This window comes from Rhodoferax sp. GW821-FHT02C08, from assembly GCF_059421805.1.
The window spans coordinates 116,283-131,232 of the sequence record NZ_JBWKVR010000003.1; the positions used below are offsets into that span (position 1 = coordinate 116,283).

Here is a 14,950-nt window from a genome sequence, read left to right on the forward strand (position 1 = left end):
TGCTTGGTTGGTGCCCCACGATGACAGAACACACGAAGACTGACGGCCTGCCTGCCCTGGACGGCGGCGCGCCCCCTTCGCCGGAGCGCGCGGTGCCGCGCCATGAGCGCATGGCGACCGACAAGATTGCCTGCAATGCCTGCCCTGTGTTGTGCCAGATATCCGAAGGGCGTGCCGGGGCTTGCGACCGTTATGCCAACCAGGGCGGCACCTTGGTGCGGGTCGACCCGGTTGTGCTGCTGCGCCGCACGGTATCGGACGGAGCTGTACCGCTGGTGGCGTTCTCTGCCGCCGACGTGGCCCCGGACTGGAATGGCGACCTGCTGCGATCCGATGAGGTATTCGTCACCGGCGTGGGTTCGTCCACCACGTATCCCGACTACAAACCCGCGCCCTTCATCGTTGCATCCCAGGCCCAGGGCGTGGACATGGTGACCGTGGTCACCGAGGGCATCTTCAGCTACTGCAGTTTCAAGATCAAGATCGACACCGACCGCTACCTGGGCCCCGAGCAGGCCAATGTGCGCTGCAAGGGCGAAGTGGTCGGCCATGTCACCACTGCGGAATACGGTTCGCAGATGCTGTCCCTGGGCGGCGTGCACCACCTGACCGGCGGCAGCAAGAAAGAGGGCCGCGTCACCGTGCAGATGATGGAGGCCTTGGGCAACAAGCAGGCGGTGGAGCTGACCATCGACGGCGGTTCGCAGATCGTGGTGCAGGCCGGGCGCGCGCCCATCGTCAACGGCGTGGAAGAGCAGCGCATGCGTGTCGGTTGCGGTTCGGCGGCGGTCGGCATATTCGCCAAGCAGTTGTTTGGTGAGGCGGATGAAGTGGTGGTGGTCGACGACCACATCACCGGCGTGCTGACCGAGCACCAGGCGGGGCGCTGCCTGGACATGCCGCGCTCGGGCATCCAGATGCGCGGCCGCAAATCCACGCCAGGGCGTTACTTCCAGGTGGCGAATCCCGGCACCGGCTGGGGCGGTACCGATATAGCCGATCCGCTGTCCATCATTGAAGGCTGGGACCCCGAGGTGGCCCGACCGGGCATGCGTTTGCTGATGACATCCACCACTGGCGAGCATGCAGCCTGGTATGTGCTGAACGATGCCTTGCAGCCCGTGGAGCAGCCCATGCCGGCCAGCGTGCAGCGCATCATCGAGCGCATAGGCGAAAACTGCGAACCCTCGCTGTGCACCGTGCTGTTCCTTGGCGGTGCGGGCGGAAGCCTGCGCGCTGGCGTGACCGAGAACCCGGTGATGCTGACCCGCGCCATCAAGCAGGCGCTGGTCAACGTGACCTGCGGCGGAGCGCCCGCCTATGTGTGGCCGGGCGGTGGCATCACGGTGATGGTCGATGTGATGCGCATGCCCGACAAGAGCTTCGGCACCGTGCCCACGCCGGCCATCGTTGCACCCATCGAATTCAGCCTGCGGTTGGATGACTACCGGGCGCTCGGCGGCCATATGGACCATGTGCGCAGCCTGGAGCAGGCTTTGCGCACGGGGGCATGGCACAGCGACGGTGCTCCCACGGCGCGGCTCTGGGTGCAGAACCCTGTGGCCAATGCCTGGCCCCTGGGCCAACCGCCGCTGCTGGGCTGAAACAGCACGCACCATCACACACCATGTTCGCCCAACGCGCTGCTCTTTCCGATGGCCGCTGGCATTTCCAGCATGGCCCCATCGACATCGTAGTCGGCGCCAACGGCGAGCCCTCGGCAGTGGCTCAGGCCCACCAGGCTGCATGGCAGCGCTTCCAAACCGTACTGCAGGAACTGGTGGCAGAGCTGCCCATCCTGCGCCAGGCCTTGCCCATGGAAGACGCATTACCCAGCGCCCATGAACGTCTGTCAGGTGCTGTTGCGCAGCGCATGTGGACAGCCTGCGCGCCGTTTCGTGCGGATTTCATTACGCCCATGGCAGCGGTGGCTGGTGCCGTGGCGCAAGAGCTGATTGCCTGCTACCAGCGCCCGGACGTAGAACGGGCCTGGGTGAACAACGGCGGCGATATTGCATTCCATCTGGCGCCGGGCCATAGTCTGCGGGTGGGTTTGTTTGCCGACCTGGATGCCATGGGAGCGGCGCTGGCGGACCTTGCGGGTTTGCGCACCGATGCGCAGGCTAGCCTGGAATACGGCTTGCCGGTGCGCGGCATCGCCACCAGCGGCTGGCGCGGACGCAGTTTCTCGTTAGGAATTGCCGATAGCGTGACGGTGTTGGCGGCCACCGCTGCGCAGGCCGATGCGGCCGCCACGGTGGTGGCGAATGCGGTGAATGTGCAGCATCCAGGCATCCTGCGACAACCGGCTTGCATGCTGCGTGATGACAGCGATCTGGGCAGCCTGTCGGTGACCACCGAGGTGCCGCAGCTGCCCCCCGACTTGGTGCGCAGGGCACTGGCTGCAGGGCTGGCCCAGGCGCAGGCTTTGCAGCGGGCTGGCTTGCTGTGGTCTGCGACCCTGGTGTGCCAGGGGCAATGGCAGCAGACGCAGGTAATTCCCGCTCTGGCAGCCGAGGATGTCACGCAAGTTGGTTCAGTATTTGCTTAATGAAATTTAGAAGACGATTCAATCCATGATCACGATTCGACGCATCTTTACCCACGTGGAAGAAATCCGCCACGAGTTCGGCCCCGAGGCCTCGGTTCCGTTGCTGCGCGGCGCCATCGGCGCGGTGCTGAGCAACCCCTTTGCCGGGCGCTTTGAGCCGAACATCCTGCCGATGATGGACGCGCTGCAAGACGTGGGTATAGACATGGCGCACCGCCTGCTGGGCGCCATGCAGCTGCCGGTGGAGCGCATCGCCAGCTATGGCAAGGGCGCGGTCATCGGTGCGGCCGGCGAGTTGGAGCACGGCGCGCTCTGGCATGTGCCCGGCGGCTATGCCATGCGCGAACTGTTGGGCTGGAAGGGCGACCGCAATGCCTACGCCAAAGGCCAGGCCGAAGAGAAAACCGGCCAACCCGGCAACGCCCTGGCCATCGTGCCGTCGACCAAGAAAGTCGGCGCGCCCGGCACTGCGTTGGATGTGCCGCTGACGCATATTAATGCCGCCTATGTGCGCAGCCATTTCGACGCCATCGAGGTGCGCGTGCCCGGAGCACCCGCCGCCGACGAGATCGTCTTCATCCTCGCCATGGCCTCCGGCGCCCGGGTCCACGCCCGCGTCGGCGGCCTCGAACCCCAGGGCATCGCCCGCTGGGACGGCCTGCGCTGAACTGCGCGTCACCTACACCCCATCCAGGAAGCACACCATGTCCGCCAAGATCCGAAAAATCATCGTCCAGGTCGATGAAGTCCATATCGAAATGGGCCAGCCCATTACACCGCCCACCCGCCGCGCACTGGCCATGGCGGTCATCGCCAACCCCTACGCGGGCCGCTATTCCGAGAACCTCGACGAGCTGATTACCATCGGCGAAGAACTCGGCGGCCTGCTGGGCGACAAATGCGTGCAAGCCCTGGGCATTGCGCCCGGTGCCGCGCAGAGCTACGGCAAGGCAGCCATCGTAGGCGAGGGCGGCGAGCTCGAGCACGCGGCCGCTATCCTGCACCCCAAGCTCGGCGCACCGCTGCGCAAGGCGGTGGAGAAGGGCGCGGCCCTGGTGCCTTCGGCCAAGAAGATTGGTGGCCTGGGTACGGCAGTGGATGTGCCGTTGGGCCACAAGGACGCGGCCTTTGTACGCAGCCATTTCGACGCCATGGAAGCCCGGGTGTCGGATGCGCCCCGCGCCCATGAAATCGTGGTGGCCGTGGTCGTCACCGACAGCGGCCGCCCGCTGCCGCGTATCGGCGGTTTGCAGGTGTCTGAGATCGTCGGTCAGGACGGCTTGCGCTAAACGGTTTTTCTTTTTTTGAACCCAGGAGTTTTGCCATGAAGTTATTGCGTCCTCTGCTCTACACCGCCAGCTGTGCCGCCGCGCTGGCCATGCTCTCCACCGCCCAGGCCCAGGGGGTCATCAAGATCGGCGAGGTCAATAGCTACAAGGCCCAACCGGCCTTTCTCGAGCCCTACAAGAAAGGCATGGAGCTGGCTGTTGAGGAAATCAACGCCAGCGGCGGCCTCAACGGCAAGAAGATCGAGCTGATCACCCGGGACGACAACGCCAACCCCGGCGACGCGGTACGCGTAGCCGAAGAGCTGATCTCGCGCGAGAAGGTCGATGTGCTCACTGGCACCTTCTTGTCCAACACCGGACTGGCCATGACCGATTTCGCCAAGCAGAAGAAGTTCTTCTTCCTGGCCGGCGAGCCGTTGACCGACAAGATCATCTGGGGCAGCGGCAACAAGTACACCTACCGCCTGCGCCCCGGCACCTATATGCAGGCCGCGATGCTGGTGCCCGAGGCCGTGAAGCTGAAGAAAAAACGCTGGGCCGTGGTCTACCCCAACTACGAATACGGCCAGTCGGCCGTGGCCGCGTTCAAGCAGCTGTTGAAGGCCGCACAGCCCGATGTGGAGTTCGTTGCCGAGCAAGCCACACCGTTGGGCAAGGTCGATGCCGGCAGCGTGGCCCAGGCCCTGGCCGATGCCAAGCCGGATGCGATCTTCAACGTGCTGTTTGGCGCCGACCTGTCCAAGTTCGTGCGCGAAGGCAATACCCGCGGTCTGTTCAAGGACCGCGAAGTGGTCAGCGTGCTGACCGGTGAGCCCGAGTACCTGGATCCGCTGAAAGACGAGTCGCCGAATGGCTGGATCGTCACCGGCTACCCCTGGTACGGCATCCAGACACCCGAGCACAAGGCCTTCTTCCTGGCCTACCACGGCAAGTACAAGGACTATCCGCGCCTCGGTTCGGTGGTCGGCTACACCGCCATCAAATCGCTGGCCGCCGGCATGAAGAAAGCCAAGAGCAGCGAGTCCGAAAAACTGGCCGTGGCCTTCCAGGGCTTGCAGGTCGACAGCCCCTTCGGCAAGATCACCTACCGTGCCCAGGACCACCAGTCGACCATGGGCGCCTTCGTCGGCAAGACCAAGAACGATGGTGGCAAGGGCGTGATGGTGGACTACACCTATCTCGACGGTGCCAAATACCTGCCCACGGACGCCGAAGTGGCCAAGCTGCGCGCTCCCGACTAAGCCTTCGACATAGCAGACCTCGCCCACGGCTCTTGAGGATACGGAATGAATTTTTCAGGCTTTGTGGTCCAGCTGCTGAACGGGCTGGCCGGGGCGTCGTCGCTGTTTCTAGTGGCGGCCGGGCTGTCGCTGATCTTTGGTGTGACCCGCATCGTGAACTTTGCCCACGGCTCGTTCTTCATGGTCGGCACCTATGTGGCGTATTCGCTGGTCGAGCAACTGGGCACGCGCCTGGGCTTCTGGCCGGCGGTGCTGCTGGCGGCGGTGGCGGTGGGCGTGCTGGGCGCGCTGATGGAGATGCTGTTGCTGCGGCGCATCTACAAGGCGCCCGAGCTGTTCCAGCTGCTGGCCACTTTTGCGCTGGTGCTGGTGATCAAGGACGCCGTGCTGTGGCTCTGGGGCCCGGACGAACTGCTGGGCCCGCGTGCGCCCGGCCTGTCGGGCGCGGTGGAGATTTTGGGCCGGCAGTTCCCCTCGTATGACGTTTTCCTGATCTTTGTCGGTCCCATCGTGCTGGGCCTGCTCTGGCTGTTGCTGACGCGTACCCGCTGGGGCACGCTGGTGCGCGCGGCCACGCAGGACCGCGACATGGTCAGCGCGCTGGGCGTGAACCAGGCCTGGCTGTTCACCGCAGTGTTCGCCCTGGGCGCGACGCTGGCCGGCCTGGGCGGCGCCCTGCAGCTGCCGCGCGAACCGGCGACGCTGGAGATGGATCTGAACACCATAGGCGCGGCCTTCGTGGTCGTGGTGGTCGGCGGCATGGGCTCGATTCCAGGCGCCTATGTGGCAGCGCTGCTGATCTCTGAAATCAAGGCCGTCTGCATCTGGCTGGGCGTGGTGGAGATCATGGGTTACAGCCTGTCGTTTTCCAAGCTGACCCTGGTGGTCGAATTCCTGGTCATGGCTGTGGTGCTGGTGGCCCGGCCCTGGGGCCTGATGGGCCGGCCCCAGCCCGCCAGCCGCTACGTGGGCATGCAGGAAGAGCCCTTGCGCCGCGCCAGCAAAGCCTATGGCATCGCGGCTGCGGTACTGGGCCTGGTGCTGTTGGCCTTGCCGGTGCTCACCGCCGGCTCTCCCTACACCACGGTGCTGATGATCGACCTGCTGGTGGCGGCCCTGTTCGCAGCCAGCCTGCACTTCATCATGGGGCCGGCGGGCATGCATTCCTTCGGCCATGCGGCCTACTTCGGCCTGGGGGCCTATGGCGCAGCGCTGCTGGTGCGCAGCACCGGCATGCCGATGGAACTGGCGCTGGTGGCCGCACCCCAGGTGGCCGCGCTGGGTGCCCTGGTCTACGGCTGGTTCGCGGTGCGGCTGTCGGGTGTGTATCTGGCGATGCTGACCCTGGCTTTCGCCCAGATCACCTGGGCCATCACCTACCAGTGGGATGCGTTCACCGGCGGCAGCAACGGGCTCACCGGCGTCTGGCCGTCGGAGTGGCTTTCCGACAAGCAAAGTTATTACTACCTCACGCTGGCGCTGGTGGCAGGCGGCGTGCTGTGGCTGCGGCGTGTGCTGTTCTCGCCGTTCGGCTATGCCTTGCGGGCCGGCCGCGACTCCAGCCTGCGCGCCGATGCCATCGGCATCGACGTCAAGCGCATGCAGTGGGCGGCCTTTGTGCTGGCCGGCGCGGCGGCGGGCTTGGCGGGGGCGTTGTACGCGTTCTCCAAGGGCAGTATCTCGCCCGAAACCCTGAGCGTGGGCCGCTCGGTCGACGGCCTGGTGATGGTGCTGCTGGGCGGCATCCAGACTCTGGCCGGGCCGGTGGTCGGCGCCGTCACCTTCACCTGGCTGCACGACACCGTGGCGCGCAACACCGACTATTGGCGCGCCATGCTGGGCGGCATCATCCTGCTGTTGGTGCTGCTGTTTCCGCAAGGCATTGCCGGCTATGCCCAGCAGCTGTTTGCACGTCTACGCAGCGCGCCGGAGGCCAAGCCATGAGCAGCACTCATTTGCTGAAAGTCGCCGGCCTGGGCAAGTCCTTTGGCGGCAACAAGGCGGTCGATGGCATCGCCTTCGAGCTGGCCGCCGGCGAGCTGCTGGCGCTGATCGGCCCCAACGGCGCGGGCAAGTCCACCACCTTCAACATGGTCAACGGCCAGCTCAGGGCCGACTGCGGTTCGATCCAGCTCAACGGCCAGGAACTGGTAGGCCGCAAGCCGCGCGACATCTGGCACATGGGCGTGGGCCGGACCTTCCAGATCGCCGAAACCTTTGCCTCGCTCACCGTGGTGGAGAACGTGCAGATGGCGCTGCTGTCGCAGGCCAGCAAGCTGTTCTCCATGTGGCGCCGAGCGGCCGATTTTCAGCGCGACGAAGCCCTGCATCTGCTCGACCAGGTCGGCATGCGCGCCCAGGCCGAGCGCCCCTGCAATGTGCTGGCCTATGGCGACGTAAAGCGCGTCGAGCTGGCCATCGCCATGGCCAATGCGCCGAAGCTGCTGCTGATGGACGAGCCCACCGCCGGCATGGCACCGAAGGAGCGCAACGACCTGATGGCCCTGACCAAGCAACTGGTGGTCGACCGCGGCATGGCCGTGCTGTTCACCGAGCACAGCATGGACGTGGTGTTCGCCTACGCCGACCGCATGATCGTGCTGGCGCGCGGCCGTCTGATCGCCGAGGGCAAGCCGCTGGAGATCCGCGACCACCCCAAGGTGCAAGAGGTCTACTTCGGCACCGGAAAAACATTTGAGAAACCCGCCCAGGCGGCGAAGAAGGTGGCCTGATGGCAGAGCAAACACAACCCTTGCTGGACGCCCAAGGCCTATGCGCCTGGTACGGTGCGGCCCAGGTGCTGTACGGCGTGGACTTGAACGTGCAGCGCGGCGAAGTAGTGGCCCTGATGGGCCGTAACGGTGCAGGTAAATCGACCACCCTGAAGGCCGTGATGGGCATGCTGGCCAAGCGCCAGGGCCGCGTGCAGTTCATGGGACATGACATCTCCACCAGCGAGCCGCACCACGCGGCGCGCCTGGGCCTGGGCTATGTGCCCGAAGACCGGCGCATCTTCACCGACCTGTCGGTGCTGGAAAACCTGTCCGTCGGCCAGCAGCCGCCGCGCCGCTGGGCCGACGGAACCGAGGCACCGCTGTGGACCCCCGAGCGCCTGTTCCAGCTGTTCCCGAATCTGGGCGAGATGCCCAACCGCCCCGGCGGCCAGATGAGCGGTGGCGAGCAGCAGATGCTGACTGTGGCGCGCACCCTCATGGGCAACCCGTATCTGGTGCTGCTGGACGAGCCCTCCGAAGGCGTGGCCCCGGTGATCGTCGAGCAGATGGCCCACATGATTTTGGCCCTCAAGGCCCAGGGCGTGAGCATCCTGCTGTCCGAACAGAACATGCACTTCGCCGAGCTGGTGTCGGACCGCGCCTATGTGCTGGAAAAAGGCCAGATCCGTTACCAGGCATCGATGAGCGATCTCGCCGCGAACGACGAAGTGCGCCGCGCCTATTTGAGCGTCTGATTTCCCCAACCTTAGGAGCATCCACCATGCACAGCAGCCACCGCAGAACCCTTTTGAAGTCCACAGCCGCCCTCGGCGTACTGGGCGGCCTCGGCCTCCCGGCATTTGCCGCCGGCAAGATCAAGCCTGGCAGCGCGGCGCTGATCGTGGTCGATGTGCAGAACTGCTTTCTCGAAGGCGGGACTCTGGCCGTCAAGGGCGGCGCCGAGGTGGTTCCGGTGATCAACCAGCTGGCACCCGCGTTCGAGAACATCGTCGTCACGCAGGACTGGCACACGGCCGGCCACGCGTCTTTTGCCAGCAGCTACGCGGGCAAAAAGCCTTTTGAAACCACCAAGCTGAACTATGGCACCCAGGTGCTCTGGCCCGACCACTGCGTGCAGGGCACGGACGATGCGAACGTCAGCAAGGACCTGAAGCTGCCCACCGCCCAGCTGATCATCCGCAAAGGTTTCCACAAGGAGATGGACAGCTACTCGGCCTTTGAAGAAGCCGACCACAAGACCGCCACCGGCCTGGCCGGCTACCTGAAGGCACGCGGCATCAAGACAGTCTTCGTTACCGGCCTGGCCACCGACTTCTGCGTCGCCTGGACAGCGATGGACGCGCGCAAGCTGGGCTTCGAGGTCTATGTGGTCGAGGACGCGACACGTGGCATCGACCTGAATGGCTCTTTGGCTGCCGCCTGGAAAGCCATGGCGGCCAAAGGCGTGAAGCGCATCCAGTCGACTGACATCGCCACCTGAATCCGTGCCCACGCTGCACGTCAACGGCCACCCCCATGCACTGCCCACCGGCGGCGCCACCCTGTTGCACCTGCTGCGCAACGACCTGGGCCTGAACAGCCCCAAGTACGGCTGCGGTCTGGGCGAGTGTGGGGCCTGCACGGTGCTGGTCGATGGCCTGGCGGCACGCGCCTGCGTGGTCCCCGCGCAGGGCGTGGCCGGGCGCGACATCACCACCCTGGAGGGTCTGCGTTCAGGGGCAGCCTTGCACCCGGTGCAGCAGGCATTTCTGGACACCCAGGCCGCCCAGTGTGGCTACTGCCTGAACGGCATGGTGATGATGGCTGTGTCGCTTCTGCAGCACAATCCGCAGCCCACCGAGGCCCAGATTCGCGCCCAGCTGTCCCACAACCTGTGTCGCTGCGGCACGCATGTAGAGATACTGCGGGCCGTGCAGCGCGCTGCAGTCTTGCTGGCGGAATCCGCATGAGCATGCGGGCCCAGGATGCGCTGAGCCGCGCCGACTTCCATGCGGCGAGTGGCGTGCTGCTGGTGGTGCGGCAGCCGCCAGCCCCACCGCCGCCCGTGCCAGGCCAGCCGGCCGCCGTGTCCGCCAACCCGGCCGAAGGAGTGGAGATTCTGCTGGCCGTCTGGGACGACGGTAGCGTCACCGCGCTCAACGGCCATGTAGACCTGGGCACCGGCCTGCGCACTGCGTTGACCCAGGTGGTGGCCGAAGAGCTGGACCTGCCCATGGAGCGCATCCACATGGTGCTGGGCGATACCGCGCGGGCGCCCAACCAGGGTGCGACCATCGCCAGTGCCTCGCTGCAGATCCACGCCGAGCCCTTGCGCCGCGCGGCTGCCCAGGCCAAGGCCTGGCTGACCCAACGCGGCGCGCCCAGCATCGCGGCAGCGCTGGCCGGCCAGCATGTGCAGCTGCTGCTGGACCTGCAGACGCCGGTCAAAGACCCCAAGGATTACCGCACCGTCGGCCAGTCGATCCCGCGTGTAGAGATGTTGGACAAGCTCACCGGCGAGTTGGTGTTTGTGCACGACATGCGCGTGCCCGGCATGCTGCACGGCCGCGTGGTGCGCCCGCCGTATGCGGGGGCCGACCATGGCGACTTCATCGGCAACACGCTGCAGGCTGTGGACGAGTCCAGCATCGCCCACATCCCCGGCATCCGCGCCGTGGTCGTGCTGCGCGACTTTGTCGGCATCGTCGCCGAGCGCGAAGAACAGGCCGAGCAGGCCTTGCGCGAACTGCGCGTGCTGTGGAAGCCCTGGCCCGGCATGCCGGACATGCGCGACGTGCAGCAGGCCATCCGCAACAACCCGCGCAGCACCCGCCAGCTGGTCGACGAAGGCGATGTGGACGCTGCGCTGGCGGCAGCCGCCGAGACCATGCCGCGCACCTACGTCTGGCCCTACCAGATGCATGCGTCCATCGGCCCGTCGTGTGCGGTGGCCGATTGGCAACCCGGGCAGCTCACGGTCTGGGCTGGTACGCAGAACCCGCACGTGCTGCGCTTCGATCTGTCGCGCCTGGTGGGCCTGCCTGACGTGGCCATCAAGGTCATCCGCATGGAGGCCGCCGGCTGCTACGGCCGCAATGGCGCCGACGACGTGGCCGCCGACGCGGCCCTGCTGTCGCGCGCGGTAGGCGCCCCGGTGCGCGTGCAACTGACGCGCGAGCAAGAACACCTGTGGGAGCCCAAGGGCGCAGCCCAGCTGATGGAAGTGCAGGGCGGCCTGAACGCCGACGGCTCGCCGGCGGCCTACGACTTCCAGACCTCCTATCCGTCGAACGGCGCACCGACCCTGGCCCTGCTGCTGACGCGCAGCATCGAGCCGGTAGCCCAGGCTTTCGAGATGGGCGACCGCACCGCGCGGCCGCCCTACAGCTACGACAACCTGCGGGTCAGCGTGCACGACATGCCGCCCATCGTGCGTGCCTCCTGGCTGCGCGGCGTGTCGGCCCTGCCGAACTCCTTTGCCCACGAGTCCTACATCGACGAACTGGCCACGGCCGCCGGCGTAGACCCGGTGGACTACCGGCTGCGCTATCTGCACGACCCGCGCGCCGCCGAGCTGGTGCGCGCCACCGCCGACAAGGCCGGCTGGAAGCCGCACACCCAGCCGCAGCAGCAAGCAGCCAGCGGAGATTGGGTCACCGGCCAGGGCTTTGCCTATGCCCGCTACAACCACAGCAAATGGCCGGGCTACGGCTCGGCCTGGGCCGCCTGGGTGGCTGATGTGGACGTGAACCGTGCCACTGGCGAGGTGCATGTGCGCCGCGTGGTGGTCGGGCACGACGCCGGCCTGCTGGTGAACCCCGCCGGCGTCGAGCAGCAGATCCACGGCAACGTGCTGCAAACCACCAGCCGCGCGCTGAAGGAGAAGGTGCAGTTCACTCCCGGCAGCAACACCGTGGCCAGCCAGGAATGGGGCAGCTACCCGATCCTGAACTTCCGTGAAGTGCCGGTCATCGAGGTCATGCACATGCCGCGCCCCGGCGAGCCGGCGCTGGGCGCGGGCGAATCCTCGTCGGTGCCCGGCACGGCGGCGATTGCGAACGCCATCTTCGACGCCACCGGCGTACGCTTCCGCGAGCCGCCGTTCACCTCCGAAGTCGTGCGTTCGGCATTGAATATGCCTCTGCCGCAGGAAGCACCTGCGCAAGCAGCTATCAATTCAGGAGTAAATGCCGCGCAACTGGCGCGACTGCCCTGGCCGGCCCGCCGCACGCTGTGGGCCAGCGCCGGCGCGCTGCTGGCTGGCGTGGTCGGCCTGGGCGCGGCACTGTTCGGCGGCCGCGCCGCTATCGCGCCCAGCGTGCAGGCCGGCCCGTCGGCCTACACCGCAGCCACCATAGAGCGCGGCCGCCAGCTGGCCGCCATGGGCAATTGCGTGGGCTGCCACACCGCGCCCGGCGGCCAGCCCAATGCTGGCGGCCTGGCCATGCACACGCCGTTTGGCACGGTCTACAGCACCAACCTCACGCCCGATCTGGAGACCGGCATCGGCCAGTGGTCGTACCCGGCCTTCCAGCGCGCGATGCGCGAGGGCATTAGCCGCGACGGCCGCCAGCTGTACCCGGCCTTCCCGTTCACCGCCTTCGCCAAGACCAGCGACGCCGACCTGACCGCGCTCTACGCCTACCTGATGGCCCAGCCGGCGGTCCAGGCCGCCACGCCGCCCGCGCAGATGCGCTTCCCGTTCAATATCCGTCCGCTGATGGCCGGCTGGAACGCGCTGTTCCACGACGCCACGCCCTACCAGCCGCAAGCCCAGCAGAGCGCCGAATGGAACCGCGGCGCCTACCTGGTCAACGGCCTGGGCCACTGCGGCGCCTGCCACACGCCGCGCAACGCGCTCGGTGCCGAAAAAGGCGGCAGCAGCTTTCTGGCCGGCGCCCTGGTCGACGGCTGGGAAGCCCCGGCCCTGACCGCCTTGTCCAAAGCCCCTGTGCCCTGGAATGCCGACGCGCTCTACAAGTACCTGCGCCACGGCCACGCCCCCGAGCACGGCACCGCCACCGGCCCCATGGCCCCGGTGGTGCGCGAGCTGGCGGGCCTGCCCGACGCCGACATCCGCGCCATGGCCCGCTACCTGGTCAGCCTCCAGACCGACACCGCGCCCAAGACGAATTCCCAGGTCGTCGTCCAGCAAGCCGCCCTGGCAGCCCCGTTGCCTGGTGCGGCCCAGCGCCTGTTTAACGGCGCCTGTGCCGCCTGCCACCACGATGGCGACGGCCCGCGCCTGCTGGGCGTCAACGTGCCGCTGGCACTGAACAGTAACCTGCACAGCGACCGGCCTGACAACCTGCTGCAGACGATCCTTAATGGCGTGCAAGAGCCCGCGGGCCGCGAAGTAGGCTTTATGCCCGCCTTCCGCCACAGCCTGTCGGACACCCAGGTGGCCGAGCTGGCCGGCTATATGCGGCAGCGCTTTGCGCCAGGCAAGCCGGCGTGGGGGGATTTGCCGGCGGCGGTGGCGCGGGTACGGGGACTGCAGCCCTAGTGTGGTGTTGTGCGCTACATAAAGCCAAGTCTTTACCGCGCAAATTGCCAACTTCAAAAGCATCGGCGCAGGCATACTTCGCGCTGGACTGCTGCATGCGTGCATGGCAATCCGTTTTTTTCCTCCATAACGCTTACCTGCCACTTCAACACAGTCCATGGAATTCATTCGCTCCAGCCCGCTTGCGCCCTGGTTGTTGCTGTTTCTGGCAGCGGGGCTGGCGGTCCTTGCGGTGTATTTGCTATGGCGCTGGCAGCGCACGGCGGCCCGGCTGGCCGAGGTGTCGCGCGAGCTGGCCCAGGCTTACGCCCGCGACGGTCTGACCGGCTTGCTGACGCCACGGCAGTTCGAACGCGAGCTGGACCATGCCGTGCTGCATGGCGATTTTGAGGGCCACGCGGTGTGCGTGCTGTACGTCGATGTGGACCATTTCCGTTCGGCCAACGAGGCCTTTGGCAAGCAGGCTGGCGACCAGGTGCTGCAGGAACTGGCCAAGCGCATCCAGACGCGCCTGGGCAGTGGGACCATTGCGGCGCGCATGGTGGGCAATGAGTTTGCAGTCATCGTCCGTGGTGGGTTGGAGGCCGGGCGGCAGGCGGCTGCGCTGGTGTCCGCGGCCTGCGCGGCGCCGATTGTGGTGCAGTCCAAGGCCAAATCCCAGTCTTTGACATTGACCTGCTCCATCGGCCTGGCGGTTTACCCAGAGCATGCCGAGCGGCGCAACCTGGTGGAGCGGGCTGCGATGGCGATGCGGTCGGTCAAGCTGGCCGGCGGCGATGGCTTTGCCGAATACGACCCGCTGCTGGCCCAGGCACGGCGGGACAGCGCTTCGCTGATGCATGACCTGCGTGGTGCGCTGGAGCGGCAGGAATTTCAGCTGTACTACCAGCCGAAGATTGACGCCCGCAGCCTGCAGGTCACTTCAGCCGAGGCCTTGATACGCTGGCGCCACCCCAAGCGCGGCTTGGTCGGGCCGGACAAATTCATTCCCCTGGCCGAGCGCTACGGCATGATGCAGTCCATCGGCCGCTGGGTCATAGAGCAGGCCTGCCAGCAGGCGCAAACCTGGCGCGAGCAGGGCCTGAGCATGCGCATCGCCGTCAACATTTCGGGCCAGCAGCTGCGCCGCGATGACTTCGCCGAGCATCTGCACAGTGTGCTGGTGCAGACCGGTACGCCGGCAGCCCGTTTTACCTGCGAGATCACCGAGTCCGTGGCGCTGGAAAACACCGCCGCCACCATGCAGACTTTTGAGAAGCTGCGGGCGATGGGCGTGCACGTGTCGATTGACGACTTCGGCACCGGCCATTCCAGCCTGGCCACACTGCGCAAACTGCCGGCGGCCGAGTTGAAGATCGACCGCGCCTTCGTCATCGACCTGGAAACCAGTGAACACGCCCAGTTCATTGCCAACTCGGTGGTGCGCATGGCGCACGCACTGGACATGCGGGTCGTGGCCGAGGGTGTCGAGACCCAGAGCCAGCGTGATCTGCTGGTGCAGATGGGCTGCGACGAGCTACAGGGCTATCTGTTCGCCAAGCCCATGCGCGCCAAGGAACTGGGTGTGTGGGCGGCCCGGGAGCATGACAAGGCCGAGGCCTTGTTCCGGCCATCGCTGTATTTTGAGGGCGATCCGTTCGCGTCTTAAG

Annotated in this window: 12 protein-coding genes; all 12 read left to right on the forward strand. The window is 66.4% G+C overall.

Annotated features, from left to right (window positions below; genetic code table 11):
• The first annotated feature begins 20 nt into the window (after window positions 1-20).
• The 12 genes from AC07VY_RS04675 (at window position 21) to AC07VY_RS04730 (ending at window position 14,949) form a co-directional block, all read left to right on the forward strand.
• A complete protein-coding gene (locus AC07VY_RS04675; RefSeq protein ID WP_495096566.1) occupies window positions 21-1,604 on the forward strand; it encodes a 6-hydroxynicotinate reductase in 1,584 nt (527 codons plus the stop codon).
• Between the two features lie 23 nt (window positions 1,605-1,627).
• The gene (locus tag AC07VY_RS04680; protein ID WP_495074669.1) at window positions 1,628-2,551 is read left to right on the forward strand and encodes a UPF0280 family protein; all 924 of its coding nucleotides are present in this window, start codon (window positions 1,628-1,630) and stop codon (window positions 2,549-2,551) included.
• A gap of 25 nt (window positions 2,552-2,576) precedes the next feature.
• Window positions 2,577-3,218 carry an amino acid synthesis family protein gene (locus AC07VY_RS04685; RefSeq protein WP_495074668.1) on the forward strand — a complete coding sequence of 214 codons (642 nt, stop codon included), beginning with the start codon at window positions 2,577-2,579 and terminating at the stop codon, window positions 3,216-3,218.
• 37 nt (window positions 3,219-3,255) lie between these two features.
• The gene (locus AC07VY_RS04690; RefSeq protein ID WP_495074667.1) at window positions 3,256-3,840 is read left to right on the forward strand and encodes an amino acid synthesis family protein; all 585 of its coding nucleotides are present in this window, start codon (window positions 3,256-3,258) and stop codon (window positions 3,838-3,840) included.
• A gap of 35 nt (window positions 3,841-3,875) precedes the next feature.
• Window positions 3,876-5,081 carry an ABC transporter substrate-binding protein gene (locus AC07VY_RS04695; protein ID WP_495074666.1) on the forward strand — a complete coding sequence of 402 codons (1,206 nt, stop codon included), beginning with the start codon at window positions 3,876-3,878 and terminating at the stop codon, window positions 5,079-5,081.
• Between the two features lie 45 nt (window positions 5,082-5,126).
• Window positions 5,127-7,025: an ABC transporter permease gene (locus AC07VY_RS04700; RefSeq protein WP_495096565.1), complete on the forward strand. Its 1,899-nt coding sequence runs from the start codon at window positions 5,127-5,129 to the stop codon at window positions 7,023-7,025.
• Complete coding sequence (locus AC07VY_RS04705) at window positions 7,022-7,813, forward strand: ABC transporter ATP-binding protein (protein WP_495096564.1); 792 nt, start codon at window positions 7,022-7,024, stop codon at window positions 7,811-7,813. Before AC07VY_RS04700 ends, AC07VY_RS04705 begins: the two co-directional genes overlap by 4 nt.
• Window positions 7,813-8,550 (forward strand): ABC transporter ATP-binding protein, encoded by a 738-nt coding sequence (locus AC07VY_RS04710; RefSeq protein WP_495096563.1) that lies wholly within the window; start codon window positions 7,813-7,815, stop codon window positions 8,548-8,550. Before AC07VY_RS04705 ends, AC07VY_RS04710 begins: the two co-directional genes overlap by 1 nt.
• A gap of 26 nt (window positions 8,551-8,576) precedes the next feature.
• Entirely contained in the window at window positions 8,577-9,296 is a 720-nt protein-coding gene (gene pncA / locus AC07VY_RS04715) for a bifunctional nicotinamidase/pyrazinamidase (RefSeq protein ID WP_495096562.1), read from the forward strand.
• Window positions 9,297-9,300: 4 nt separating this feature from the next.
• Window positions 9,301-9,765, forward strand: a complete 465-nt coding sequence (locus AC07VY_RS04720; protein ID WP_495096561.1) for a (2Fe-2S)-binding protein — start codon at window positions 9,301-9,303, stop codon at window positions 9,763-9,765.
• Window positions 9,762-13,301 carry a molybdopterin cofactor-binding domain-containing protein gene (locus tag AC07VY_RS04725; protein WP_495096560.1) on the forward strand — a complete coding sequence of 1,180 codons (3,540 nt, stop codon included), beginning with the start codon at window positions 9,762-9,764 and terminating at the stop codon, window positions 13,299-13,301. Before AC07VY_RS04720 ends, AC07VY_RS04725 begins: the two co-directional genes overlap by 4 nt.
• Before the next feature lie 157 nt (window positions 13,302-13,458).
• Window positions 13,459-14,949, forward strand: coding sequence for a putative bifunctional diguanylate cyclase/phosphodiesterase (locus tag AC07VY_RS04730; protein WP_495096559.1), 1,491 nt, complete (start codon window positions 13,459-13,461; stop codon window positions 14,947-14,949).
• Window position 14,950 lies beyond the last annotated feature (1 nt).

Excerpts from the sequence above, each read along its gene's own strand:
- AC07VY_RS04675 (WP_495096566.1), top strand. The coding sequence starts at position 21 with ATGACAGAACACACGAAGACTGACGGCCTGCCTGCCCTGGACGGCGGC.
- AC07VY_RS04680 (WP_495074669.1), top strand. The coding sequence starts at position 1,628 with ATGTTCGCCCAACGCGCTGCTCTTTCCGATGGCCGCTGGCATTTCCAG.
- AC07VY_RS04685 (WP_495074668.1), top strand. The coding sequence starts at position 2,577 with ATGATCACGATTCGACGCATCTTTACCCACGTGGAAGAAATCCGCCAC.
- AC07VY_RS04690 (WP_495074667.1), top strand. The coding sequence starts at position 3,256 with ATGTCCGCCAAGATCCGAAAAATCATCGTCCAGGTCGATGAAGTCCAT.
- AC07VY_RS04695 (WP_495074666.1), top strand. The coding sequence starts at position 3,876 with ATGAAGTTATTGCGTCCTCTGCTCTACACCGCCAGCTGTGCCGCCGCG.
- AC07VY_RS04700 (WP_495096565.1), top strand. The coding sequence starts at position 5,127 with ATGAATTTTTCAGGCTTTGTGGTCCAGCTGCTGAACGGGCTGGCCGGG.
- AC07VY_RS04705 (WP_495096564.1), top strand. The coding sequence starts at position 7,022 with ATGAGCAGCACTCATTTGCTGAAAGTCGCCGGCCTGGGCAAGTCCTTT.
- AC07VY_RS04710 (WP_495096563.1), top strand. The coding sequence starts at position 7,813 with ATGGCAGAGCAAACACAACCCTTGCTGGACGCCCAAGGCCTATGCGCC.
- pncA (WP_495096562.1), top strand. The coding sequence starts at position 8,577 with ATGCACAGCAGCCACCGCAGAACCCTTTTGAAGTCCACAGCCGCCCTC.
- AC07VY_RS04725 (WP_495096560.1), top strand. The coding sequence starts at position 9,762 with ATGAGCATGCGGGCCCAGGATGCGCTGAGCCGCGCCGACTTCCATGCG.
- AC07VY_RS04730 (WP_495096559.1), top strand. The coding sequence starts at position 13,459 with ATGGAATTCATTCGCTCCAGCCCGCTTGCGCCCTGGTTGTTGCTGTTT.